Origin of the sequence: Ensifer sp. YR511, assembly GCF_900103045.1 — a bacterium.
Lineage (GTDB): Bacteria > Pseudomonadota > Alphaproteobacteria > Rhizobiales > Rhizobiaceae > Ensifer > Ensifer adhaerens.
Genome location: NZ_FNGR01000046.1, coordinates 17,097 through 39,890 on the forward strand (window position 1 = coordinate 17,097; position 22,794 = coordinate 39,890).

At 62.8% G+C, this 22,794-nt stretch carries 21 protein-coding genes; 2 read left to right on the top strand and 19 right to left on the bottom strand.

Annotated elements, in window-relative coordinates:
• Positions 1 to 40 precede the first annotated feature (40 nt).
• The 9 genes from BLU15_RS35620 to BLU15_RS35660 form a co-directional block, all read right to left on the bottom strand.
• Positions 41 to 1,660, bottom strand: a complete 1,620-nt coding sequence (locus tag BLU15_RS35620; protein ID WP_082566483.1) for an ABC transporter substrate-binding protein — start codon at positions 1,658 to 1,660, stop codon at positions 41 to 43.
• 57 nt (positions 1,661 to 1,717) lie between these two features.
• Positions 1,718 to 2,542: a creatininase family protein gene (locus BLU15_RS35625; RefSeq protein ID WP_090301905.1), complete on the bottom strand. Its 825-nt coding sequence runs from the start codon at positions 2,540 to 2,542 to the stop codon at positions 1,718 to 1,720.
• A gap of 389 nt (positions 2,543 to 2,931) precedes the next feature.
• Positions 2,932 to 3,924: an oligopeptide/dipeptide ABC transporter ATP-binding protein gene (locus BLU15_RS35630; RefSeq protein WP_060644737.1), complete on the bottom strand. Its 993-nt coding sequence runs from the start codon at positions 3,922 to 3,924 to the stop codon at positions 2,932 to 2,934.
• Positions 3,921 to 4,943 carry an ABC transporter ATP-binding protein gene (locus BLU15_RS35635; RefSeq protein ID WP_244546925.1) on the bottom strand — a complete coding sequence of 341 codons (1,023 nt, stop codon included), beginning with the start codon at positions 4,941 to 4,943 and terminating at the stop codon, positions 3,921 to 3,923. The genes BLU15_RS35630 and BLU15_RS35635 overlap by 4 nt, the downstream gene beginning before the upstream one ends.
• Positions 4,943 to 5,851 (bottom strand): D,D-dipeptide ABC transporter permease, encoded by a 909-nt coding sequence (ddpC, locus tag BLU15_RS35640; RefSeq protein ID WP_060520890.1) that lies wholly within the window; start codon positions 5,849 to 5,851, stop codon positions 4,943 to 4,945. Before ddpC ends, BLU15_RS35635 begins: the two co-directional genes overlap by 1 nt.
• Before the next feature lie 2 nt (positions 5,852 to 5,853).
• Complete coding sequence (locus BLU15_RS35645; RefSeq protein WP_034801824.1) at positions 5,854 to 6,867, bottom strand: ABC transporter permease; 1,014 nt, start codon at positions 6,865 to 6,867, stop codon at positions 5,854 to 5,856.
• A gap of 131 nt (positions 6,868 to 6,998) precedes the next feature.
• Positions 6,999 to 8,540: an ABC transporter substrate-binding protein gene (locus BLU15_RS35650; RefSeq protein WP_034801826.1), complete on the bottom strand. Its 1,542-nt coding sequence runs from the start codon at positions 8,538 to 8,540 to the stop codon at positions 6,999 to 7,001.
• A 123-nt stretch (positions 8,541 to 8,663) separates the two neighbouring features.
• The gene (locus tag BLU15_RS35655) at positions 8,664 to 9,296 is read right to left on the bottom strand and encodes a helix-turn-helix domain-containing protein (protein WP_034801861.1); all 633 of its coding nucleotides are present in this window, start codon (positions 9,294 to 9,296) and stop codon (positions 8,664 to 8,666) included.
• A gap of 176 nt (positions 9,297 to 9,472) precedes the next feature.
• On the bottom strand, positions 9,473 to 10,930 hold the full coding sequence (locus BLU15_RS35660; RefSeq protein WP_090301909.1) for a M81 family metallopeptidase: 1,458 nt from the start codon (positions 10,928 to 10,930) through the stop codon (positions 9,473 to 9,475).
• Positions 10,931 to 11,041: 111 nt separating this feature from the next.
• Between BLU15_RS35660 and BLU15_RS35665 the strand changes: the two genes are divergently transcribed.
• Together BLU15_RS35665 and BLU15_RS35670 are read left to right on the top strand one after the other, a co-directional pair.
• Complete coding sequence (locus BLU15_RS35665; RefSeq protein WP_090301911.1) at positions 11,042 to 11,866, top strand: M55 family metallopeptidase; 825 nt, start codon at positions 11,042 to 11,044, stop codon at positions 11,864 to 11,866.
• 24 nt (positions 11,867 to 11,890) lie between these two features.
• The gene (locus BLU15_RS35670) at positions 11,891 to 13,129 is read left to right on the top strand and encodes an NAD(P)/FAD-dependent oxidoreductase (protein ID WP_090301913.1); all 1,239 of its coding nucleotides are present in this window, start codon (positions 11,891 to 11,893) and stop codon (positions 13,127 to 13,129) included.
• A gap of 18 nt (positions 13,130 to 13,147) precedes the next feature.
• Here BLU15_RS35670 and BLU15_RS35675 read toward each other — a convergent pair whose 3' ends face one another.
• The 10 genes from BLU15_RS35675 to BLU15_RS35720 all read right to left on the bottom strand — a co-directional run.
• Entirely contained in the window at positions 13,148 to 14,494 is a 1,347-nt protein-coding gene (locus BLU15_RS35675; protein WP_244546926.1) for an MATE family efflux transporter, read from the bottom strand.
• On the bottom strand, positions 14,495 to 15,073 hold the full coding sequence (locus BLU15_RS35680; protein WP_060644730.1) for a peroxidase-related enzyme: 579 nt from the start codon (positions 15,071 to 15,073) through the stop codon (positions 14,495 to 14,497).
• A gap of 1 nt (position 15,074) precedes the next feature.
• Positions 15,075 to 15,581: a CMD domain-containing protein gene (locus BLU15_RS35685; protein WP_090301915.1), complete on the bottom strand. Its 507-nt coding sequence runs from the start codon at positions 15,579 to 15,581 to the stop codon at positions 15,075 to 15,077.
• Positions 15,582 to 15,612: 31 nt separating this feature from the next.
• Complete coding sequence (locus BLU15_RS35690) at positions 15,613 to 17,082, bottom strand: NAD(P)-binding domain-containing protein (protein WP_090301917.1); 1,470 nt, start codon at positions 17,080 to 17,082, stop codon at positions 15,613 to 15,615.
• A gap of 13 nt (positions 17,083 to 17,095) precedes the next feature.
• Complete coding sequence (locus BLU15_RS35695; protein ID WP_090301919.1) at positions 17,096 to 18,166, bottom strand: ABC transporter ATP-binding protein; 1,071 nt, start codon at positions 18,164 to 18,166, stop codon at positions 17,096 to 17,098.
• Between the two features lie 5 nt (positions 18,167 to 18,171).
• Complete coding sequence (locus BLU15_RS35700; protein WP_090301921.1) at positions 18,172 to 18,963, bottom strand: ABC transporter permease; 792 nt, start codon at positions 18,961 to 18,963, stop codon at positions 18,172 to 18,174.
• A gap of 9 nt (positions 18,964 to 18,972) precedes the next feature.
• Positions 18,973 to 19,953 (bottom strand): ABC transporter permease, encoded by a 981-nt coding sequence (locus BLU15_RS35705; RefSeq protein ID WP_060529775.1) that lies wholly within the window; start codon positions 19,951 to 19,953, stop codon positions 18,973 to 18,975.
• Positions 19,954 to 20,031: 78 nt separating this feature from the next.
• Entirely contained in the window at positions 20,032 to 21,132 is a 1,101-nt protein-coding gene (locus BLU15_RS35710) for an extracellular solute-binding protein (RefSeq protein WP_051659598.1), read from the bottom strand.
• A 63-nt stretch (positions 21,133 to 21,195) separates the two neighbouring features.
• Positions 21,196 to 22,191 (bottom strand): LysR family transcriptional regulator, encoded by a 996-nt coding sequence (locus BLU15_RS35715; RefSeq protein WP_090301923.1) that lies wholly within the window; start codon positions 22,189 to 22,191, stop codon positions 21,196 to 21,198.
• Between the two features lie 128 nt (positions 22,192 to 22,319).
• A partial coding sequence (locus BLU15_RS35720) for a zinc-binding dehydrogenase (protein WP_143034331.1) occupies positions 22,320 to 22,794 on the bottom strand: 475 nt, incomplete at its 5' end.

The window sequence follows — 22,794 nt, forward strand, 5'->3', positions numbered from 1 at the left end:
GCGAGAAAATCGAGCTCGCGCCCAGCCCGGATCGGGTGAGTTACTCCTCGATGTCGACCTTGTCGAAGCGATGCGAGCCCAGAGGCTCCATCACGTAGTTCTTCACCTTTTTCGACATCGGCAGCACGACGGTGGAATGTGCGATCGGAACCCAGGGCGCCTGATCGCTGATGATCGCCTGGGCCTCTTCGTAGAGCTTCGTCCGCTCGCCCTGGTCCGAGCTGGCGCGGGCCTTCTGGAAGATCTCATCCAGCGGCTTGTAGCACCAGTTGGCATTGTTGCTACCACCGACGCCTGAGCAGCTGAAGAAGTAGCTGAGCAGGTTGTCGGGGTCGCCATTGTCGCTCGTGCCGCCGAGGATGATGGCGCCGTCGCGCGCCTTGTCCCGCGACTTCTTGAGGTATTCGCCCCATTCGTAGGAGACGATCTCGACACCGATGCCGACCTTGGCAAGATCCGCCTGCATCAGTTCCGCGGCGCGGCGGGCATTCGGCATATAGGGGCGGCTGACGGGCATTGCCCAGATCTTCATCTTCAGATCCTTGACGCCGGCCTCGTCGAGAACCTTCTTGGCCGCTTCGGGATCGTAGCCATAGCCCTCGATCCCGCCGTTATAGCCCCACATCGTCGGCGGCAGGACGCTCTTGGCCATCTGGCCCATGCCCTGATAGACGGACTCGACGATCGCCTTGCGGTCGATCGCCATGTTGATGGCGCGGCGCACCTCCAGCTTGTCGAATGGCGCCACCAGGGTGTTCATCGCCAGATAGGAAACGTTGAGGCCCGGTTGCTCCATGACGTTGAGGTCCGGATTTGCCTTTAGCTTGGCGATATCGGCCGGTGCCGGATACGGAGCGATGTGGCATTCGCCCGCCTGAAGCTTCTGCATGCGGGTGGTCGGGTCGGTGGTGATCGCGAAGATGAGATTGTCGATCTTCGGCGCGCCATCCCAATAGTCGGCATTGGCGGCAAAACGGATCGCCGCGTCCTGCTGGTAATCGACAAAGCGGAACGGTCCGGTGCCGACCGGCTTGCGATCGAGGTCCTCGCGCCGCCCGTCTGCCGCCAGCTTGTCGGCATATTCCTTCGACACGATCGAGCCGAAGTTCAGCGCGAGCTTCGACGGCAGTGACGCATCCGGCTGGTTCAGTACGAACTTGACGGTCCTGTCATCGACCTTGACGATCTCCTTGATCGCCGCCGGCATCTCCATCGCGTTGAACATTTCCCAGTTCGCGCCGGCGAAATAGCTATGCCACGGATCGTCCTTGTCCATCTGGCGGTTGAAGGTGAAGAGCACGTCGTCTGCATTGAAATCACGCGTCGGCGTGAAATCGTCCGTCGTCTGGAACTTCACGCCCGCGCGCAGTTTCAACGTGTATTCGAGATTGTCGGCGGAAATGGTCCAGCTTTCGGCAAGGCCCGGGACGACATTCGTGGTGCCGGGCTCGAATTCTGTGAGGCGGTCATAGACCGTCTCGGCCGACGCGTCCCAGGTGCTGTTAGCCGAGTACAGTGCCGCGTCGAAGCCTTCCGGCGCGCCTTCCGAGCAATAGACGAGCGTCTTTGCCATGGCCGGCGTCAGCGCGGCGCCTGAAAGCATGGTGGCAGCGAAGAGCGTTACAAGGGTGTTGCGCGTCCGCGCGAATTTCACGTTCATTGGTCTGTCCTCCCTAAAGGAATGGAATGCGAGTGCCGGCCGATGGCGCCGGAAGGATCATTCGGCCCTGCCGGCCGTGGTGCCGAGCCCGCGGCCGGGGGTCCAGACCGGATCCGGCGTGGTCCAGAGCACGTCGTTGCGGATCAGCTTCACCAGTTCGCTCGCCTGAAGATCGAGGAAACGCTCGCCCTTTGCAGCCGTTGCGCTGCGCGGATCGCCCCAGGTACCGGTAACCGGCGCGCGCTCGGAGAAGGAATAGAAGCGCGACACGTCCGCCGGGACGTCGACAGGGTGCTGCTGGTTACCGAAAGCCTGACCGAACATCTCGGTCTTTACCGCGTCCGGCACGATCGCCAGCATGACAGAGGCCTCACCTTCGCAGGCATGGTGGGCGCCGGTGTCGACTTCGAAGATCTTTGATGCCTCCTCCGTCGCCAGCATCCACGGCGTCGTCGCGACGATCGGCATGGCGAACTCGACCGCCAGTTCGCGCACGGCGACCGCCAGCGGATCCATGTTGCCGCCGTGACCATTGACAATGAACAGGCGCTGGAAGCCGAGCGTCTTCAGCGAGCGGACGATGCAGCGGAGGACGCGGCTCAGCGTATCGTAATCGAGAGTGATCGTGCCGCCGAAGGGCAGGTGATGTTCGCTCATGCCAGTCCACAAACCCGGAAGAACGGCGACCGGAATGTCATCGGCCACCAGCCGGGCAGCGCGGATCGCGGCTGCCGATGCGCTCGCGGTGTCGGTGATGACGGGCAGGTGCGGGCCGTGCTGCTCCAGCGAGCCGATCGGCAGGATTGCAAGCGCCCCCGGTTTGCCCGCAAATTCGCGCAGGCTCGGCGCGGTCATGCGCGCCCATTCAACTTCCTTGGTCATGTCAGGCCTCTTTCATGTCATCAAAGCAAATTCTGTTCGCCGCCTCGCCGGCGACACGCGCCGTCTGGCGTCCGCGGGCATCGACCCGCAGGGTCACCGCGCGCCCATCCGATTGCCGCAGGCTGACGAAAGGTGTCGAGCAGCGTTGGGTCAGTCAATCTCATCTCCGGCAAGCGGCGGGGTCGCGAAAAAGCGGTCCCGATTGGCAAGCGCCGCCCGATGGCGGCGGCTACAAATTTGCACAGTCGGAAATATCAATCAAATTATTTTTCCTATAAGAAAATTATATTTCTCAAACTATCGAAATTGCGCATCAAATGGCACAGGCCGCACCGCGCCGTTCCGGCGGTTGGGCCGGCGGGCGCTGATCTGGCGCGTCGTCTGCGCTTTCACGTCTGCGCCAGGTGACACCTGACATGGCGGGCGCTCTCGCTCAGGCGCCGCAGCACCTGGCCCGCCTCGCAGCCGCCGCCAATCCGGTCGCACCTCTGCTTGTAGAAGCAGCCGTCCGGCAGATGGCGGTTGTTGGGAAGCTCGCCCGCACGCACCTGGGCAATATCCGGCAGCGGGCTCTCGAAGCTCGGCGCAGCCGCCAGAAGCGTCTGCGTGTAGGGATGGCGGGGATTGCGCAACACTTCGTCGGCCGGGCCGGATTCGACGATCTGGCCGAGATACATCACCGCGACGTCGTCGCAGAAATGGCGCACCAGCGCGACGTCGTGCGAAATCAGGAGATAGGTGAGCCCGCGCTCTCGCTGCAGCTTCAAGAGCAGATTGATGATCTGCGCCTGTACCGAGACGTCGAGCGCCGATGTCGGCTCGTCCAGCACCAGCAGCTCCGGGTCCGTGCTGATCGCGCGGGCAATGGCGATGCGCTGGCGCTGGCCGCCTGAAAACTCGTGCGGCAGGCGATCGAGGTGTTCCGGCCTCAGCCCGACGGCGACGGCCAGTTCCTCGGCCTTCTCATGCAGTTCGGCCCTGCTGTGCCCACCGCGAATGTGCAGCGGCTCGCTGATCAGCCGCCAGACTGGCAGGCGCCGGTCGAGCGAGGATTGCGGATCCTGAAAGACGATCTGCATCTTCTGCCGCAAGGCGCGCTTTTGTTTGCCCTGAGCCTTCTGAAAATCCTCGCCGTCGATCGCCACCCTGCCCTGTTCAAAAGGCGCAAGCCCGATGATCGCCTGGGCGAGCGTGCTCTTGCCGCAGCCTGACTCGCCGACGATGCCGAGGCTCTTGCCGGCGCCGACCTCAAGGGTCACGCCATTGACCGCATGCACATAAGACGTGGGCCGCCCCAACCAGTTGCGGGAGGCCGGGAAGCGGACATGGAGGTCGGAAACCTCGAGCACCGGCCGCGCTATCGTACCAACGCCTTCGGTCATTGCCGGCCTCCCTGCTCTACGAGTTCGGTCGCCGCACCGCGACGCCAGCAGGCGACCTGCTGGCCGCTGTCCCCCACCAGTTGCGGAGACTGGGTTCGACATTGTTCGACTGCTTCCTTGCATCGCGGCTGGAAGTAGCAACCCGCCGGTGGGTGGAGAAGGTTCGGCACAGCACCAGGGATCGCTTCGAGTTCCTGCTTCGGCGCGACCCGCTCCGGCAGGCAGCGCAACAGCGCCTGGGTATAGGGATGCTGCGGCGTTTCAAGGACCGTCCGCGTCGCGCCGTGCTCGACGATCCGCCCGGCATACATCACGTAGAGCCGATCGCAGAGCTGCGAGACGACGGCGACATTGTGCGAGATGAAGATGACTGACGTGCCTGTCCGGCGCGCCCGGTTCTGGATCAACCGCAGGATCACCGCCTGCACGGTAACATCGAGTGCAGTCGTCGGTTCGTCGGCGATGATCAGGCCGGGATTGCAGGAAAACGCCATGGCGATCAGCACCCGCTGCCGCATGCCGCCGGAGAGTTCGAACGGATAGAGGTTCATGACCCGCTCCGGCTCGCCGATCAGCATGTCGGCAAGAATGTCCCGCGCCACGCGCCTTGCCTCGGCGAGACCTATTTCCTCGTGGCGCATGATGACGTCGGTCAGCTGCTTGCCGATACGGATCGTCGGGTTCAGCGCGTTCATCGGTTCCTGGAAGATGGTCGAGACCACCTTGCCGCGCAGGTCCTGCAACTGATTGTCGTCCATGGAAAGCGTGCTGTGGCCAAAGAGCCCGACGGTGCCACCGGTGATGCGGTAGCGTCCCTTGGGCAGGAGCCCCGTTGCCGCCATCGTCGTCACCGACTTGCCGCAGCCGGATTCGCCGACAATACCGACAATCTCGGCCTTGCCGACGCTGATCGTGACATCGTCGAGCGCTTTGACGGCGCCGCTGAAGGTTGGAAACTCCAGCGAGAGATTGTTGATGGCCAGCGCCTGGCCGCGTGGTTCTGCCGTTCCCATCGTCATCATCTGCCCCTCAAGCGCGGGTCGAGCATATCGCGTATGCCGTCGCCGACGAGATTGCACCCCATGGCCGTGATCAGGATCGCCAGGCCCGGGAAGGTCGCGTACCACCATTGGTCGAGCATGTAGCTGCGGCCGCTGCTGACGAGCGCGCCCCATTCGGCGGTCGGCGGCTGCGCGCCGAGGCCGATGAAGCTGAGGGCGGCTGCAATCAGCACGACGCCGCCGAGATCGAGGGTCGCCTGGACGATGATCGGCGACATGGCGTTTGGCAGGATATGCCAGCGCAGGATGTAGAACGGCGAGGCGCCAAAGGTGCGCGACGCCTTGACGAAGACCTGCTCGCGCAGCGACAGCGTCTGGCCGCGGGCGAGGCGCACATAGGCGGGGATGCGTACGATCGCGACCGCCAGCATCGAATTGAACAGGCTTGGGCCAAGAGCCGCGGCCAGCGCCATGGCGAGCACCAGCGCCGGCAGGGCGAGCACGACATCCATCAGCCGCATGATGGCGGTATCGACCCGACCGCCGACGACGCCCGAGAAGCAGCCGATCAGCACCCCGACCGACATCGAGATCAGGACGATCATGAAGGCGGCGCCGCAGGAGGCCCTTGCCCCGAAGATGACGCGCGAGAAAAGGTCGCGGCCGACCTCGTCGGTGCCGAACCAGTGCGCCGCACTCGGTGGCAACAGGCGCGCCGTCAGCGACACCTTGTCCGGATTGTAGGGCGCGATCACGGGTGCGGCGACGATCATCACGAGGACAAGCAGGATGATCGCGACGCCGACCAGCGTCAGCGGGCTGCGCCGGCTGAGGTACCAGAAATAGCGCAGCCGCTCGGAAAAGGACTTCGTCCTGCGCATTGCTGCATTCGACGCGGCAGGCTCTGTCGGCATGACGGCGGACATGATCAGACCTCCCTGATCTGCGGGTCGGCGAGCATGTAGGCGAGATCGACCAGGAGGTTGATCAGCACGTAGCCGATGGATGCGACGATGGTGAAACCCATGATGGCGGGGAAATCGAGGGTCTGGATCGAGGTCACAACATAGGTGCCCATGCCCGGCCAGGCGAAGATCGTCTCCGTCAGCACCGCGCCATAGAGCAGATCGCCGAGCGCCAGCCCGAGCAGCGTGATCGACGGGATGAGCGCGTTTCTGAGCGCATAGTTGAAGATGATCATGCCCTTGCGCAGGCCACTGGCGCGCGCTGTCCGGATGTAATCTTCCTGCAGCACGTCGAGCATCGAGGCGCGGATCTGGCGCGTGATCACGCCCATATTGGCAAAGGCGAGCACGAAGCCCGGCAGGATGATGTGGTAAAGGGCGCTGCGGAATGCGTCGAAACGGCCCTGCAGCAGCGAGTCGATCAGCAGGAAGCCTGTGATGCGCTCGGGTGTCGCAATACCCATGGCCAGGCGCCCGCTGCCGGGCAGGATCTGGAATTTCGCATAGAAGACGTAGATCAGGATCAGGCCGAACCAGAAGACTGGCATCGAGATGCCGCAGACCGAGACCGTGCGTGCCACCTGATCAATTGGACCATCCTTGTAGACGGCCGAGAGCACACCGAGCGGCACGCCGAGACAGATCGCGATGAAAAGCGCGACCACGCCGAGCTCCAGCGTCGCCGGCAGGAAGGTGCGGATATCGGCCGCGACGGGGCGATTGGTCCTGAGCGACGTGCCGAGATCGCCCTGAAGCAGATTGCCGATATAGATGGTGAATTGTTCGACAACCGGCCGGTCGAGACCGAGATTGCGCCTGACATTTTCAAGCGTCTCGGCGCTTGCCCTGTCGCCCGCGATCATGCGCGCCGGATCACCGGGAATGAGATGCGAGATCGTGAAGGTGATGACCGCGACCCCCAGCACGACGAAAAGCAAGAGGATCAGACGCGGAAGAATGATGCGGGTGATTGCCATGGACGTCAGCCCTTCCGGCAGGGGAACCCCGGCCTAGCTTGGGAAACGAAGAACCCTGCCGCCACGGCCAGGGGCCGGCGGCAGGCGTTCCGTGGAATGCGGTCGGCCAAGCGAAGCTTGACCGTTCCTCCTCACTCCGTCTTCGACATCGTTCCGAAGTTGTAGACCTGGATCAGCATCGGATTGTAGACATAGCCCTTCACCGCGGCGCGGCGGGCGAAGATGTCGTTCTTCTCCATGATGTAGAGATACGGCGCGTCGTCAGTCGAAAGCTTCTGCGCCTCGATGTAGAGAGCCTTGCGCTTTGCTTCGTCGACGATCGAAGCTGCCTCTTGGACGAGACCCGTCACCTTGCTGTTGTTGTAGAAGGAACGGTTGCCGGGGCCGCCCATCTTACCGGCGTCGAACCAGTAGTTCATGAACATGTAGGGGTCGGCGAAATCAGGCGTCCAGGCGCCGGGCGCCATGTCGAACTTGCCGTTGGCGACCAACTCGCGCTTCGTCGTGTCGGCGACCGCCTGCAGATCGAGCTTGACGCCGATTTCTGCGAGAGAGGCTTGCAGCGCCAGACCGACCGGTTCCCAGGCAGGATCGGCCTGCGAGAAGGTATAGGTCAAATGGATGTCACCCTTGCCGGATTCGGCAAGCAACGCCTTGGCCTTCTCGATGTCGTAGCTGTACTGGAAACCCTGGGGATCATGCCCCCACATGCCGCTCGGCACCGCGCCGCGCATCTGCTTGGCCTGACCGAGCATGATGCCGTCGATGATGCCCTGGTAGTCGACCGCATAGGAGATCGCCTGACGCACCTTGGCGTCGTCGAGCGGCGGCTGGCGATTGTTCATGTAGATGTAGTTCACATACATGCTCGGATTGCTCTCGACGACGACGGAGGCATCCTTCTGCAGCGCTTCGGCCTGATCGAGCGGGATCTGTTCGATGATGTCGGCATCGCCGTTGGTCAGTTGAAGGCGACGCGCCGACACGTCGCCGACAATGCGGAGCACGACTTGTTTCAGCGCCGGCTTGGCGCCTGCATAATGTTCGTTGCTGTCGAGCACGATGCTCTGGTTGCGCTCCCAGGAAGCGATGCGATAGGGACCGCTGCCGGCCGTATGCTCGGCGAGCCAGGCCTTCGCCATGTCGCCGTCCTTCTCATGCTCCATGACCTTGGGATTGATGATCGCAGCGCCGGAGACGGCAAGCGTTGAAATGAACGGCGCAAACGGCGCGGTCAGGTGAAACTTTACGGTCTGCGGGTCGACGACCTCGACCTCTTTCAAGACCGGGAACGCGTCGGACGGGCCAGCCTTCAGCTTCATCAGCCGGTCGAAGCTGAATTTGACGGCGGCGGCATCGACCGGCGAGCCGTCGTCGAATTTGTGGCCGGCCGCAATCTTGAAGGTCCAGACGAGGCCGGCATCGTCGGCAGTCCAGCTTTCGGCCAGTTCCGGCCCGACTTCCGTCGAGGCGCCCTTATAGGCGACGAGCCTTTCATAGGCGGCGTAAGTGAGCGTGTAGCCGCTGTTGCTGATCTCAATGCCTGGATCGGCCGTCGGCGGATCTTCCGCGCGCGCCAGCACCAGCACGTCCTGCGCAGCAATCGCGCCGGAAAGCGGCGTCGATGCCAGAAGCAATGCAATGCCGATCGATTTCCACTTGGAACCGTTCATCTCGTCGTCCTCCCCAGAACTGCGGCGTGCGATGCCCTCCCGGCACCCACCGCAGTCCTAGACTAGGAAACGATTTTCCTAAGTGCAATATTTTTTCTTATCGTATTTGTTTTTTAGTTTCGATCAGCTTTTGAGCTTGATCGTCTGCGCGTTTGCCAGCGTGGAGACCAATTCGGTTTCCGGGGTCGAGCAAACGCATAAGATCTGCGCCGGCTCCTCGCTGACGCTCAAATAGGCGTGTCCCATCATGGCGTCGAAGTAGCAGGAATCACCCTTCTTCAGCCGAAGGGGCGCGTAGATCTCGGTGTGAAGTTCCAATTCGCCGTCGAGGACGTAGAAAAACTCCTCGCCCTTGTGGCGGATGAGCGGTCCGAATTCCTCGAGCGTGCGCGCCCGTGCCATCGCCAGGATCGGGACCATCGACTTCTTGGAAATCTCCGTGCAAACATAGAGATAGTCGTAGTTCTGCGTGACGATCTCCCGCCCGTCGCCGGATTTGGTATAGGTGCGCCGCCCCATCATGTTGGGGACGTCTTCCGCGCCCGTCATGGTCCCGAAAAGCTCGACGATGTCGACCTTCAGGCCCTGGGCAAGCTGGATCAAGCGGTCGTAGGTGAGCTGCATCTGGTTGTTCTCGACCTTGGAAAGGGTCGAGACCGCAAGCCCGGTCATGGAGCTGACTTCGGCCAAGGTCCAGCGGTTGCGGTTGCGAATATCCTTGAGGATCTCGCCGAGGCTGGATTTCGCGTCGGTCATCGTTGGCGTCTCCATTTGCCTGCCGCCATCGAAGTGCTCGCCGGTTCTCGCCCGCCCGCAACACAGAATCCGATTGGCATGATAGGAAAACCATTTCCTATAATACGTGGCCGAAAGCAACATCGTGTTGACGGCAATCCCTGCCCCACAACCACTTGCAGCGTTTCGAAGCCCGCCTAATCCGCAAACGGGTTGGCGACCCTTGGCCAATAGGGGCGCTTCAGCTTGGTGAAAGCCAGATCCTCGAAAGTCGGCTGCAAGGCGCCTGGCGCACTGACGTAAAGAATGTCACGCGCGATCGGTTCGAAGCCGGCACGGAAGTGGTTGCTGGATTTCACCACGACGATCTTCTTTTGCGCGGGGTCGAGGCCAAGCGCTGTCATGCATTCCGGATGGAAGGTCTGCGTGCGCACTGTGTTGATCACGATGTCGATGCTGCCGGAAGACACCCACACGGCATCGCCGATGGCAAGCGGCGTCGGCCCGAAGCGCTGGGTGATGCCGGACGCGACGCGCCTGACCGTCACCGTCAGGTCGAGCGGGTCGCCGGATGCAGGCCCGACCTTTCCGCCGATCCTCAGTGCCAAAGTGGCCCCTTCCCCCGCCTCGCGGCACATGCGAACCGCAATCGGATCCCAATAGAGGCAGGAGGCCACGTCTTCGATGCCGCGCTCGATGATACGACGCAGGATGAAGGTCGAGTCTCCAGGCGCGCCTCCGCCGGCATTGTCCGAAACATCGGCAAGCACGATCGGACCGCTTGTCGCGGCAACGGCCCGGTCCAGCGCCGCGTCGATCCCGAGATAGTCTCCCCGCATCTGTTCACGCGCCTCGAATATCTCGCGAGCGAAGGACCGGGCGACACGCACGGCTTTTTCCGGATCGTTGTCGGTCACAACAAGCATCTTGGCACCGACATCCTCGACATCGCCCCAGGGGAAGCCGTGACCGAAGGAGACCGAGAGCACACCGTCCTGCCCTTCCATCGCCTTCATGCGGTCAACGATGCCACGCAAGGGCGCGCGATGCGGGTGGAAGGTGTTGATCATGCGGCAATCATGCATGCCCATGGCCGGCTTCACATCGCCCGCAAGTGTGCGCTCCATCAACCGGAACAGTTGTTCCGCAACCTCTTCGATGTCGGTGTGCGGATATTCCTTGTAGGTGGCGATCATGGTCGCATTGGCCAGCATGCGTTCGGTGATATGGCAGTGCAGGTCGAGTTCGGCCGCAACCGGCACATCCGGCCCCACCACCTGCCGGACATGCGCAAGCAGATCGCCTTCGACATCGTCGTAACCGTCGGCGACACAGGCACCGTGCAGCGCGAGCATAACGGCGCTAACCGGCATCGCGGCCTTGAGATCGTCGAGAATGGTGGCGCGGAAACTCTCATAGACCGCTCGCGTCGTCCTGCCGCCGGGCTCGGCCACGGCGCACAGGCTCTCCACCACATCCCAGCCTTTTTCTTGCGCGGCATTGCGCCAGACGAACATTTGCGAAGAGCAGCAGTTGAGCGGCTTGCCGGTGGCATCGCCATAGGCGATCAAGTTCTCGCGGAAGGCCTCGATGCCGGTCTGCATGGGCGAGAAGGTGTTGGTCTCCGTATCCAGCCCCGCGATGAAAAGTTTCATTTTCGCCTCTCGCCTATCAAGAAAGATATTTTCTAATCATAAAACTATGTTTATCGTCGGAAAGTCAAATGCATTATCCGCGCCCTTGCGCGGCTGACCGGGGAGGCAGGAATGCGCATCTATATTTCCGCTGACATCGAAGGGATCGTCGGGGTCGTGAGCCGCGACCAGCTGATGCCCGAAGGTTTCGAGTACGAGAACGCCCGGCGCTGGATGACGGACACCGTGGTTCACGCCTGCGAAGCTGCGCACGAGGAAGGCGTCGAGGAGGTCATCCTCAGCGATTCCCATGGAAATGGCGAGAGCATCCTGATCGACCGCCTGCCGGACTATGTACAGGTCGTGCGCAGCTGGCCGCGGCCGCTGATGATGATGCAGGGCGTCGAACTCGGTTCCTTCGTCGGCGCGATGCTTCTCGGCTACCATGCCGGCGCAAGCCACAAGGGCGGCGTGCTGTCGCACACGATCGGCGGCACCGCCTTTGCCGAAGTGCGCATCAACGGCACCGTCATGCCGGAGGCCGGGATCAACGCCGCCATTGCCGGACATTTTGGCGTACCGGTGCTGCTCGCATCCGGTGACAACGTTGCCCTCGACGAAATCAAGGAGCGGATCGGCGACATCGTGACGGTGCCGGTCAAGCAAGTCTACAGCACGCAATCGGCGATCACATTGACGCCCGCCGTCGCCCATCGCCGCATCCGCGAGGGCGTCAAGAAGGCATTGTCGAGGGCCGGTTCGGCAAAGCCGTTCAAGTTGGAGAACCCCGTCCTTGAGATCGTCTTCCGCAACCGCCTTCCGGCCGAATATCTTTCCTATCTCAAGGGCGTCGAACGCACCGACGGCTACACGATCCGCTACCGGGGCGACGACATGGTCGACGTCTCGCGTTTCATCCAATTCGTGGTCGGCTACAATTCCCGCCTCACCTTCTGACGAGCATTTCCGCGGAACCAATCCATGACCACCTCTATCGTCCTCGGCGCCGGCATGGTCGGCGTCTCCACAGCGCTCGCTTTGCAGGAAACCGGGCACCAGGTGGTGCTTATCGACCGCAAGGCGCCGGGCCGGGAAACCAGCTACGGCAATGCCGGCATCATCCAGACCGAGGCCGTCGAACCCTATGCTTTTCCTCGCTCGCTTGCCGAGATCGTCAGGGTCGGATTGAAGCGCGGCAACGATACGGACTGGCGGCTCGGCGACATGCCGCGGCTGGCCGGACCGCTCTGGCGCTATCTCACGCAATCGGCGCCGGCGACTTATGCGAGAACCGTCGCGGCCTACTCGAAGCTGGCGCTGCGGGCGAGCGACGATCATGCGCGCTTCATCGAACCCGCCAATGCCGGCGACCTGATCGTTCGCGAGGGCTGGCGCGCGGTCTACCGTTCGCCAGGAAAGCTCGATGCGGCTGTCGCGACCGCCGAGCGTCTGAAACGGGAATACGGCGTGCCGTCGGACGTGCTTACCTCCGACGAGCTTGCGGCAAGCGAGCCTGCGCTCAAAAGCCGGCTGGCGGGCGCAGTCCATTGGACCTCACCCTGGACCTGCCGTGATCCGGGCGACCTGGTCTCGCGCTACGCCGCGCTCTTCGTCGCCCGCGGCGGCAAGGTCGCCCAGGGCGATGCCATGTCCCTGCAGCAGACCGGCGCGGGCTGGCGGGTCCTGTCGGAGGGTGGCAATCTCACGGCTGAAAACGCGGTCGTCGCCCTGGGGCCGTGGTCGCCGATGCTTTTGGCGCGGTTTGGCTATCGTGTCCCCATGGTGTTCAAGCGCGGCTACCACTGGCACTTTGGCGGCAAGGAAGGCCCACGCATTTCGATGCTGGACATCGACAGCTCCGCCTTGATCGCCCCGATGAACGCGGGGTGGCGGGTTTTGACCGGCGCGCACCTGGCGCCGCTGGGCACCGCCCCGGCATCCCGACAGATACGACACGCTGTCAGCGCCGCACGAACGCTCTTTGCACTCCGCGACCCCATCGAAGCAGCGCCATGGTCGGGTACCCGTCCCTGCATGCCCGATATGCTTCCCGTCGTCGGGCCCAGTCGTCACAAGGGCCTGTGGTTCCATTTCGGCCATGGGCACCAGGGCTTCACCCTGGGGCCGACGACAGCACTTCTCCTGGCCGAGCAGGTTGCCGGGGATCGCAACAATCCGCTGGCCCTGCCCCTGTTGCCGTCGACCCGAGACTGGGCATAGCCGAACGTCAGGGCCCGGTCATTGGCGCACGGTCGAAAATGTGCGGTCGGCCAGCCGCGGCAGCATGAGCCGGAAGGCGACGCTGCGGGCGCTTTGGAACAGGATCAGCGCGATCCACAGTCCGTCATTGCCGAAGACCGGCTGCAGGATCGCCCAGGCGGCAAAGTAGATCACCAGCGAGGCGACCATCAGATTTCGCATCTGCCGCGACCAGGTGGCGCCGATATAGACGCCATCCATCTGGAAGGCGACGATACCGAAGATCGGAAGGGCGGCGACATAGGGCAGGTACGCGTGTGCAAGTGCTGACACGCTTTCCGACGGGGCGGTGATGCCGATCACCCAGTCGCCGGCCACAAAGAGACAGAGCGCGACGAGCCCGGCAAAGACGAAGCCCCATACCGTGGTCAAACCAACAGCACGGTCGAACGCCGGCCGGTAGCGCGCGCCGATGGCTCGTCCGGCCAGTTGCTCCGCCGCCGTTGCCACCCCGTCGAGAAAGGCGACGCCGAAGAAATAGAAGCGCAGCAGGATCGTATTGGCCGCAAGGACTTCGATGCCGAGCATGCCGCTTTGGCGGGTGAAGAAGGAAAGCCCGATCAGAAGCGCGAAGGAGCGGATCATCATGTCGCCGTTGACCGAAAAGGCGCGGCGGAACGCCGTCAGATCCGGCAGGTTCCACGCGCTCCGGTCGGTCTTTGCCCAGATGAGGTAGAGCCCCGCCAGTGCCGTGACGGCTTCGGCAACGAGAGAGGCGGCAGCAACGCCCGCCACGCCCCAGCCGAGACCGAGGACCCAGTGTACGCTCAAGCCGGCGTTCAGCGCATTGAGCAAGGTTTGCAGGATCATGCCCCAGAGCGCATCGCCACGCCCGATGATCCAGCCGAAAACCACGAAATTGAAGAGGACGAAGGGCGCCGACCACACCCGCCAGGCGAAATAGGTGGCGGCCGCTTCGGCGACCTTGCCTTCCGCGCCCATCGCGGCAAGGCCAAGCGCGCCGATCGGCTTTTGAAGCAAAAGCAGTGCCAGCCCCGCCACGATCGCGATGATGAGGCCGCTTGCGAGCATGCGCTGCTCTTCGCGCCGGTCACCGGCGCCGAGCGCCTGGGCCGTAAAACCCGTGGTCGCGCCGCGCAGGAAGTTGAAGGTGACGAAGATGACGTCGAAGATGACGGTCGAAAGCGCCACGCCGCCGATCAGGGTCTCGTCGCGCAACTGGCCGATGACGCCGGTTGCGACGAGCCCGACAAGCGGGCTCGACAGATAGGCGATCATCATCGGCAACGCGATGCGAAGCACGTCGCGATGCGCGATGTCGAAGGGACGGACCGTGACCGCAGCGTGATCGGAAGCGTGTTTCACTCAATCCAGCCGGTGTGGTTCGCCGAGCGTATGCATCAGCCGATTGGCCCAGCCGAAGATTGCAACCGCGTGGATAAGGTCGAGGATCTGCAGGTCGTCGAGGCCGATCTCGCGCAGGTGGTAGAACTGGTAGGCGCCGACATTGTCGGGATGCGCCGTCAGGTCGACGCCGAAATTGAACAGCGCCTGCTCGAATTCCGGCAGGTTCGCGTCAAGGCCGCTGTCATAGATCTCGTCCACCACCTCCGGCCGCTTTTCGAGCTGGATGTAGCGCGCCGCATGAACCGAGGCGCAATAGATGCAGCGGTTGACGAAGGATGCGGCAAGCGCGCCGATCTCCCGGCCACCGCGCGACAGCCCGCCCTCGCTATACATGATGTCGTTGAAGAGCGGCGTGCGCTCCTTCAAGGTTTCCGGCTCGTTGGCGAGAACCAGCACATAGTCCGAAATCTTCTTGTTGGACGGCGTGATCTTCAGCGCGTCGAGCTGTTCGGGTGTGGCGGTCTCGACATCGACCGGCTTGACATAGGGCTTCCAGTCGAGCGCTTCGACGGTGAATTCGTGCACGGCTTGCGACATCTCAGTTGTCCCTCAGCATCTTGAGGCCGGCCGTAACCAGCACCTGATAGTTCACGAAGGCGATCAGGCCGGCGAGCGTGACGATGTCCCGGTCGTCGAGACCTGCGGCGGCGAGCTTTTCGATGTTGGTGCGCGTCGCCTCCTTCGGCGAAAGCGTGACGAGATCGACATGGGCGAGGATCGCCTGAAGGCGCGGATCGGCATCTTCGGCACCGTTGCCAGGATCGGCAATCGACGCCAACGCGGAGCCCTCGTCCTCGCGTTCGAGCAGCGCCCGGAAATGCGCGGAGAGCTCCTGCGACTTCCAGAGTGCCGCCATGCGCGCAGCAAGGGCTGCTCGGAGCGCATAGGAGAAGTTGCGCGGATCGGCAGGGCGAAGGGCAGCCTGATAGCTCGTCTGGCTCAACTGCTTCAGCTTCGCCCGCTGTTCGCGCAGCGCCTGCAGGTCGGGAAAGCGATCGAGCCCGAGCACCGTGTCAATTACGTCAGTTGTCGATGGAGAGGTCATTGGTTTTCCTGTCATCTGAAACGCGGGAGGTTCAGGCCGTCTTCTGCGCCGGCGTCGGCGCGTCGGCATCCACCCATTCGGTCCCGTCGAGCTCCGGCTTTTCGTAGGCGATTAGCGCTTCCCAATGGTAGTCGACATCCCGAATGAAGAGCGAAGCCGCGACCCCGCGCGCCAGCCACAGAGCGCCCTCGCTGATGGCGGGGATGTCGCCGCTGACCTTGCCGACGCTGACGGAGGCGCCGTAGTTGAAGCAGTGGATGTCCTTCAGCCAGGGGGCTGTTCCCGGCTCCTTCTCGGTGAAGGAGAAGTCTCCGTTCAGCCAGGGGAAACGCCCGAGCCCGGGGTTCTCTTCGCCCGGTGGCGGCGCGTAGCGGTCATCCCAGCAGGCGATCTGGTCCTGATAGGGGGCAAGCTCGCTGCGGCTCAGCGGATCGATCGAGAACCCAGTGCCGAGGATGACGAAGTCGGTGCGGAAGATGCGCCCGCCGGTGGTGGTGATAACGACCTCGCCGCCCTCTTCCCTCATCGACCGGATGCCGCAGTCGAAGTGGAAATAGGCATTCGGATGCCGGCTGACGCGCAGCGTCGAATTGTGCGGCGCCGGCGTCTGCTGCTTGGCCGCATAATCCATCAGCCGCCAACGCCATTCCGGCGAGATCTCGGCAAAGCCTGCGGTCACACCATAAGAGCCGATGCCCATCAGCTTGTTGACCGTCGGCATTTCCTTGCGGCGGGCGAGAAGCCGCACCTCCCCGGCTCCCTGCTCCAGTGCCTCGGCGGCATTGTCGACCGCCGAAGCACCGACACCGATGACGACGACGCGCTTGCCCTTCAGGCGATCGAAGTCGATCTCGTCGGCCGAGTGCGCCCAGGACTTGTGCCGCTCCATGCCCTTGACGAAATCCGGAATGGTCGGCTCGCCGAGGCCATCGCGGCCCGTCGCCATCACCAGCTTGCGGGTGATGATCGCAGGTTTTGCACCGCCGGCGATTTCAAGTTCCAGCAGTCCATCGGGGCGCGGCACGACGCGAGTGACGTGTGTGTCGTTCTCGATCGGAATGTCCATGACATCGCGATACCAGTGCAGGTAATCCATCCACATCGGCCGCGGGATGCGAAAGAGCTCCTCCCATTCCGCTTCGCCATAAAGCGCCGTGAACCAGGCGCGGAAGCTGAGTGACGCAACGCCCAGTGCCGGGCCGAGAAGGATCTTCGGCGAGCGCAGCGTCTCCATGCGCGCATAGGTGACCCAGGGGCCTTCAAAACCCTTCGGAGCGCGGTCGACGATGCGCAGATTGGCAATGCCGGCACGCGTCAAGGCATGCCAGGCAACGAGCCCGCACATGCCGCCGCCGATCACGACCACATCGCTGACGTCATCGCCCGCCGCAGTCGTCACCGGCTTCGACCAGTTGGCCGGCGGATAGTTGAGATAGCTCAGGTCCTGTCTTACCCGCGCATTGAGCGCGGCAAGCCGTTGCTGCTTTTGACTGTCGGTCATCCCCGATCTCCCTTCACTTCGCCAAAAGGACGGCATCGCGGTCGCGCCACCCCACCCAGACGTCGTCCCCTTCGATATGCGAAAGCGCCACCGGATCGATCTGCGCCTCGAGCGTGCTGCCGTTGTCGAGCTTGACGGTCAGCGACGTGTGAGCCCCCTTGAAGACGCGCTGATCGATGCGCCCTTTGAGCGACGGCCGGTCTTCCGGCTTGCGCGACAAGCAGAAAACCGCCTCCGGTCGCAGCGCCACGGTGGCATGGTCTCCCGGTATCGGCGAGGTGCCGTTCACATCCGCATGCACGATGTTGCCGCGCCACTCGACGGCAGCGATCTCGCCGGAGACCGAAGCAACCGTGCCTTCGAGGAAATTGCTCTGGCCGATAAAGTTCGCGACGAAGCGGCTGCGTGGCCGGGCGTAGAGCTCGTCCGGTCCTCCCATCTGCTCGATCCTGCCCTTGTTCATCACGACGATGACGTCGGACATGGTGAGCGCTTCCTCCTGGTCGTGGGTGACGAAGATGAAGGTCTTGCCGGTCTTCTTTTGGATCGACTTCAGCTCGATCTGCATCTGCTGGCGCAGCTTCGCGTCGAGCGCCGACAGCGGCTCGTCGAGCAGAAGCACGTTCGGATCCGGAGCCAGCGCCCGCATCAGCGCCACGCGCTGGCGCTGTCCGCCGGAAAGCTGTGCCGGCATGCGTTCGGCGTGGTCCTGCAGGGAGACGAGGGCGAGGAGATCGCTGACCCGTTTGTGGATCGCGGCGCTCTCCATGCCCTTCAATTCCAGGCCGAAGGCGATGTTGCGGCCGACCGTCAGATGCGGAAAGAGCGCGTAGTCCTGGAAGACGATGTTGACGTTGCGCTTGTTCGGCGGCAAGTGCGAGATCGGCTTGCCCTCGAGGTAGATTTCCCCCGACGTCGGGCTGTCGAAGCCACCGAGCATGCGCAGCGTCGTCGACTTGCCGCAGCCGGATGGGCCGAGCAGCGTGACGAACTGGCCGGGCGCGATCGCAAGATCGAGATCATCGACGGCGGTGAGCGCCCCATAGGACTTGTTGACGTTCTTGAAATGGACGACAGGCTGCATTTGCGTCAGCTCCTCGATCGGCGGGTGAAATGCTCGGCATAAAGGCCGATGGCGGTGGTGACGACGAGCACGATGGTCGCCATGGCGTTGATTTCCGGCGACATGCCACCTTGCACCTTGGCGAAGATCAGCATGGGCAGGGTCGGCTGGTAGCCGCCGAGGAAGAAGGTGCGGACGAAGTCGTCGATGCTGGTCAACACGCAGAAGATCATGCCGCCGAAGAGCGCCGGCATCAGATAGGGGATGGTGACGCGCAGGAAGGCGATGAAGGGATCGGCGCCAAGATCGCGCGCCGCATCCACCAGATTGGCCGGCATCGATCGCAGTCGGGTCAGCACCATGATGACGACGAAGGGCACGGCATGAACCGTATGCGCAAGGATGATCGCGAAGGTTCCGGTCGGAATGTCGACGGCGCGAATGAAGATGCGCATCGAGATCGCGTTGATCAGCCCCGGCACGACGGCCGGAAGGCAGGCGAGCGCGAAGATCACCGCCTTGCCCCAGATGTTTTCCGCCGAAACGAGAAGTGCGATCCAGACGCCGATGATCGTCGCCGAAACGGTGGTCGCGAGCGCAATGCCGATCGAATAGAGCGAGGCTTCGAGGAACTGCTTGTCCTGGATCACCTTGCCGTACCACGACAGCGTCCAGTTGCCGATCGGGAAGGCGATGAAGTTCGCATCCTTGAAGCTCATCGCCGTCATCAGCGCCAGCGGCAGCACCAGATAGACGGCAAAGATCCAATAGGAAGCGCCAAGCGCGGTTTTCGGGATGTCGTTGAAATAGGTTCGCATCGTTCGCCCTCACATCAGCCGGACGGAGCGACCGCCGACGACCCGCATGAAGAGCCCGACGGTCGTCAAGGACACGACAAGCATGATCATCGAGAAGGCAGCACCTTCCGGCCATTTGTCGTTTGAGCCGTGAAACAGCGTCGCGATAACTTCAGGGAAAATCACTGAATTCGGGCCGCCAAGCAGCAGCGGCGCAGCGAAGACACCGACAGCCGTCAGGTAGACGAGGCTGCAGCCCGAGACGATGCCGTCCTTGGAGAGTGGCAGGATGACCCGGCGAAACCGCTGCCACGGCCCAGCCCCAAGATCGGCTGCCGCCTGGATCAGCGGCGTTGGGATCTTCTCGATCGCCGAATAGAGCGGTAGGAGCATGTAGAGCGCCAGCAGATAGATGACGCCGAAGCTCAGCGAAAAGAAGGTGTAGAGCATCGGGATCGGCCGGTCGATGAAGCCGAATTCCCGCAAGAGCACGTTCAGCGCCCCGCGGTTGGCGAGCAGCATGATGACCGAGAAGGTGCGGATCAGCTCACCGGCCCAGAAGGGGATGAGCAGCAGCAACAGGGCCCGCATCCGGTTCTTCGGCTGCACAATCTTTGCGACGTAGTAGGCCACGGGATAGACGATCACCAGTGTCGAGATCGTGACCACGGCGGCAAAGATCAGGCTGCGGACAAAGGGCAGGAAATAGAGCCGATCGGAGAAGAACAGCGCGTAGTTGGCCAGCGTGTATTCGCTGCTCTTGTCCGGCTGCGGCGGATAGTTGGCAAGAAGGCTGATATTGGCCATCTGCAGGATCGGCCCGATATGCAACATGGCGATCCAGAAAAGCGGCACGCCTGCCAGCACGGCGAGACGCACGCGCCGGCTTTCGACGAGCAGGCCGATCGTATGGCGATAAAGCCCCGAACGTGCCGCCTTGCCGATCCATCCGGCATAGCGCGGCACCGTCGACAAACCGACGGATGGCGGTTGTGTTGTCGTATCCAGCATTGTCTTTGTTCCCGGCTCTGGAAGAGTCCATTTTATGACGGGCGACCGGCCTCAGCCGATCGCCCGGATTTTGATAGGTCAGGCCGACTTGATCTCGGCCGTTGCCTTGTCGATCATCTCGTTCTTCATGTCGCGGTTGACGGAGCTGAAGAACTGGATGCGTTCGACCTGCTCGGGCGGCAGCGACAGCGCGGCACGCTCCTTCTCGTCCAGCACCTTGTCGACGCCGTCGAAGGCCGACGAGAAGCCGGACTGGCGGGTCATCGCAGCACCAATCTCCGGCGACGACAGGATGGCGTCGAGGAAGGTGTAGGCCGCGTCCGCGTTCGGCGCGTTGTTGACGATGTTGAACGAATAGAGGAAGCCGAAGGTCCCTTCCTTCGGCACCGAAATCTCGATCGGATGGCCGTCCATGATGAGCTTGGCGGCCGGACCGGACCAGGCCTGCGCCAGGTAGATGTCCTCGTTGACCAACATCTGCTGCAGCTCGGAGCCGGCATCGTAGTACTTGCGCACCTTGTCCTTGTGCTGAATGAGGAAATCGCGGGCCTGGTTCGTTGCGGCCTGTGCGACTTCGGGCTTGTCGCCATAGGTGACGTAGTCGCCGTCGTTGCCCTGGTAGCGCATGACGATCGAGAGGAAGTCGCTGACGATATAGGACGTCAGGTTCTTGTTCTCGTCATCGAACATGATCGCCCAGCTGTCGGAAGCCTTGGCGTATTCGGTGTTGCGCACCAGGCCCTCGAAGCCGGCAAGCAGCGGCACGCCGAAGGTCTTGCCGTCGACGGTCAGTTGCGGCGCGCCCTTGTAGGCGGCTGCAAGCTTGCCCCAGTTCTTCAGCCGCGTGGTGTCGAGCGACGAGAGCAGGTTCGATTTCATGAACTGCGACAGGCGATGGCCGGTCACGGTGACAATGTCGGTGGAAGGTGCAGCCCCTTCGGCGGTCAAAAGGTTGTACTGCTTTCCCTGGTCGTCGGTCAGCCGGATGCGCACCTCGATGCCGGTATCCTTCTGGAACTGGTCGATGAAGGACTGCGGTACGAACTTGTCATAGGTCGTGATGTTGACGACCTTGCTCTGGGCGAAGGCCGGGCGGATGATCGAAGGTGCTGCGAGCACGCCGGCCCCGGCTGCCAACAGCTTCATTGCCGATCGGCGGGTGACATCAAAATTGTTCATCTCGTTCTCCTCATTTTGGCAGGCTCAATTCTCGTGTGGGCGTTCAGAGCTTTTTGCTCCCCTTTATTTCGCCGCCGGGTTGTCCGGCGGCGCACCATTGCCGGCGTTCCTGCCGGCAAAGCTCCTTTCGGCGATACGCGCCATCTGCTTGGGATCATGCACTGTCAGATCCGGCATCCGCTCCGAAGCGATCCGCGCTATCCGTTGAATGAGTTCCCGAACGCCGGCCGAGAGCGGGCGCGAGCCGGCTGACAGGATCGCCCATAGGAAGGGGATCTCGACATCGAGAGGCCGAATGACGATGGGCGCCGATTGCAGACCGTAGGCCGTCGCCGGCTCGATGATCGCCACGCCAAGGCCGAGCGATGCGACCTGCACGGCGTTATTGGCCGCGTTGGTCGCGATAATGCGATTGGGCCGCACGCCGGCCGCATTGAGCACTTCATCAACGCTATGGCGCAGCCGAAACGGATTGGACATGGTGACCAGCGTGCGCCCGGCCAGATCGGCGATCGAGATCACGTCTTTCGCAGCCAGCGGATCGTGCGGCGCAACCGCGGCGACGCAGCGCCCTTCGAAAAAACCCTGAACGTCCAGGCCGGGCTGATCGGCCGGCAGCGACGTCACGCAGAAATCCGCCGTCCGCGCAAACACCGACTGCACGGCGGCCTCGGCCGGCATGCTGCGCAGATTGATCGTGTGGGGCAGCAGATGCTCCGGCAGTTCGGCAAGTGCGATCGGGATGATGCCGCTGGCAAAGGCCGGCGTTGCGGCGATCTCGATCGGCTCGGGTTCCTTGCCGGCGATTGCCTTGGCGCGATTGCGCAGGTGCCCGATGCCGCTGACGAAACGCTCGGCATCCTCATGGAAGGCAATGCCCTTGTCGGTCGGCGCGATCCTCGGGCCATTCCGCTCGAACAGCGCAAAGCCGAGCGACGTCTCCAGGTCCTGGATCAGGCGCGTCACCTGCGACTGCGAGCGGTCGAGCAGGCGGGCGGCACCTGTGATGCTGCCCGTCGACATAACGGCGAGAAAGGCCTCGAGATCGCGTACTTCCATCGGCTATCATGCGCTCCCTGCATGGTGGACGATCAATAGTGCATAAAACGCATTCTTAGTTCTAGTGACAAAAGACAATTTTTCTCGGGTGGGCTCGACCGGGCCGGATCAGGCCCGCTCTTGCGGCCTTACCAGTCCATGACGACCTTTCCGGAATTGCCGGAGCGCATGGCCTGAAAGCCGTCGCGGAACTCGTCGATCTTGATGCGGTGGGTGATGACGGGGGCAAGGTCGAGCCCGCCCTGCACGAAGGCGATCATCTTGTACCAGGTCTCGAACATCTCGCGGCCATAGATGCCCTTGAGGTTGAGCATCTTGAAGATCACCTTGTTCCAGTCGATCTCGAAGCCGGCGGGTGCAATGCCGAGGATGGCGATCTTGCCGCCATTGTTCATCTTGTCGATCATGTCGCGGAAGGCAGGGGCCGCGCCGGACATTTCCAGCCCGACGTCAAAACCTTCGGTCATGCCGATCGCCTTCATCACGTCGGCAAGGTTTTCCTTCGAGGCATCGACGACATGGTCGATGCCGACGCTTTTCGCGAGCGCCAGCCGCGTCGGGTTGATGTCGGTGATCACCACCTTGCGCGCGCCGGAACGCTTG

Excerpts from the sequence above, each read along its gene's own strand:
- BLU15_RS35705 (WP_060529775.1), bottom strand. The coding sequence starts at position 19,953 with ATGCTGGATACGACAACACAACCGCCATCCGTCGGTTTGTCGACGGTG.
- BLU15_RS35660 (WP_090301909.1), bottom strand. The coding sequence starts at position 10,930 with ATGAAACTTTTCATCGCGGGGCTGGATACGGAGACCAACACCTTCTCG.
- BLU15_RS35665 (WP_090301911.1), top strand. The coding sequence starts at position 11,042 with ATGCGCATCTATATTTCCGCTGACATCGAAGGGATCGTCGGGGTCGTG.
- BLU15_RS35710 (WP_051659598.1), bottom strand. The coding sequence starts at position 21,132 with ATGAACAATTTTGATGTCACCCGCCGATCGGCAATGAAGCTGTTGGCA.
- BLU15_RS35620 (WP_082566483.1), bottom strand. The coding sequence starts at position 1,660 with ATGAACGTGAAATTCGCGCGGACGCGCAACACCCTTGTAACGCTCTTC.
- BLU15_RS35680 (WP_060644730.1), bottom strand. The coding sequence starts at position 15,073 with ATGTCGCAAGCCGTGCACGAATTCACCGTCGAAGCGCTCGACTGGAAG.
- BLU15_RS35685 (WP_090301915.1), bottom strand. The coding sequence starts at position 15,581 with ATGACCTCTCCATCGACAACTGACGTAATTGACACGGTGCTCGGGCTC.
- BLU15_RS35625 (WP_090301905.1), bottom strand. The coding sequence starts at position 2,542 with ATGACCAAGGAAGTTGAATGGGCGCGCATGACCGCGCCGAGCCTGCGC.
- BLU15_RS35690 (WP_090301917.1), bottom strand. The coding sequence starts at position 17,082 with ATGACCGACAGTCAAAAGCAGCAACGGCTTGCCGCGCTCAATGCGCGG.
- BLU15_RS35635 (WP_244546925.1), bottom strand. The coding sequence starts at position 4,943 with ATGACGATGGGAACGGCAGAACCACGCGGCCAGGCGCTGGCCATCAAC.
- ddpC (WP_060520890.1), bottom strand. The coding sequence starts at position 5,851 with ATGTCCGCCGTCATGCCGACAGAGCCTGCCGCGTCGAATGCAGCAATG.
- BLU15_RS35670 (WP_090301913.1), top strand. The coding sequence starts at position 11,891 with ATGACCACCTCTATCGTCCTCGGCGCCGGCATGGTCGGCGTCTCCACA.
- BLU15_RS35650 (WP_034801826.1), bottom strand. The coding sequence starts at position 8,540 with ATGAACGGTTCCAAGTGGAAATCGATCGGCATTGCATTGCTTCTGGCA.
- BLU15_RS35655 (WP_034801861.1), bottom strand. The coding sequence starts at position 9,296 with ATGACCGACGCGAAATCCAGCCTCGGCGAGATCCTCAAGGATATTCGC.
- BLU15_RS35695 (WP_090301919.1), bottom strand. The coding sequence starts at position 18,166 with ATGCAGCCTGTCGTCCATTTCAAGAACGTCAACAAGTCCTATGGGGCG.
- BLU15_RS35715 (WP_090301923.1), bottom strand. The coding sequence starts at position 22,191 with ATGGAAGTACGCGATCTCGAGGCCTTTCTCGCCGTTATGTCGACGGGC.
- BLU15_RS35700 (WP_090301921.1), bottom strand. The coding sequence starts at position 18,963 with ATGCGAACCTATTTCAACGACATCCCGAAAACCGCGCTTGGCGCTTCC.
- BLU15_RS35630 (WP_060644737.1), bottom strand. The coding sequence starts at position 3,924 with ATGACCGAAGGCGTTGGTACGATAGCGCGGCCGGTGCTCGAGGTTTCC.
- BLU15_RS35645 (WP_034801824.1), bottom strand. The coding sequence starts at position 6,867 with ATGGCAATCACCCGCATCATTCTTCCGCGTCTGATCCTCTTGCTTTTC.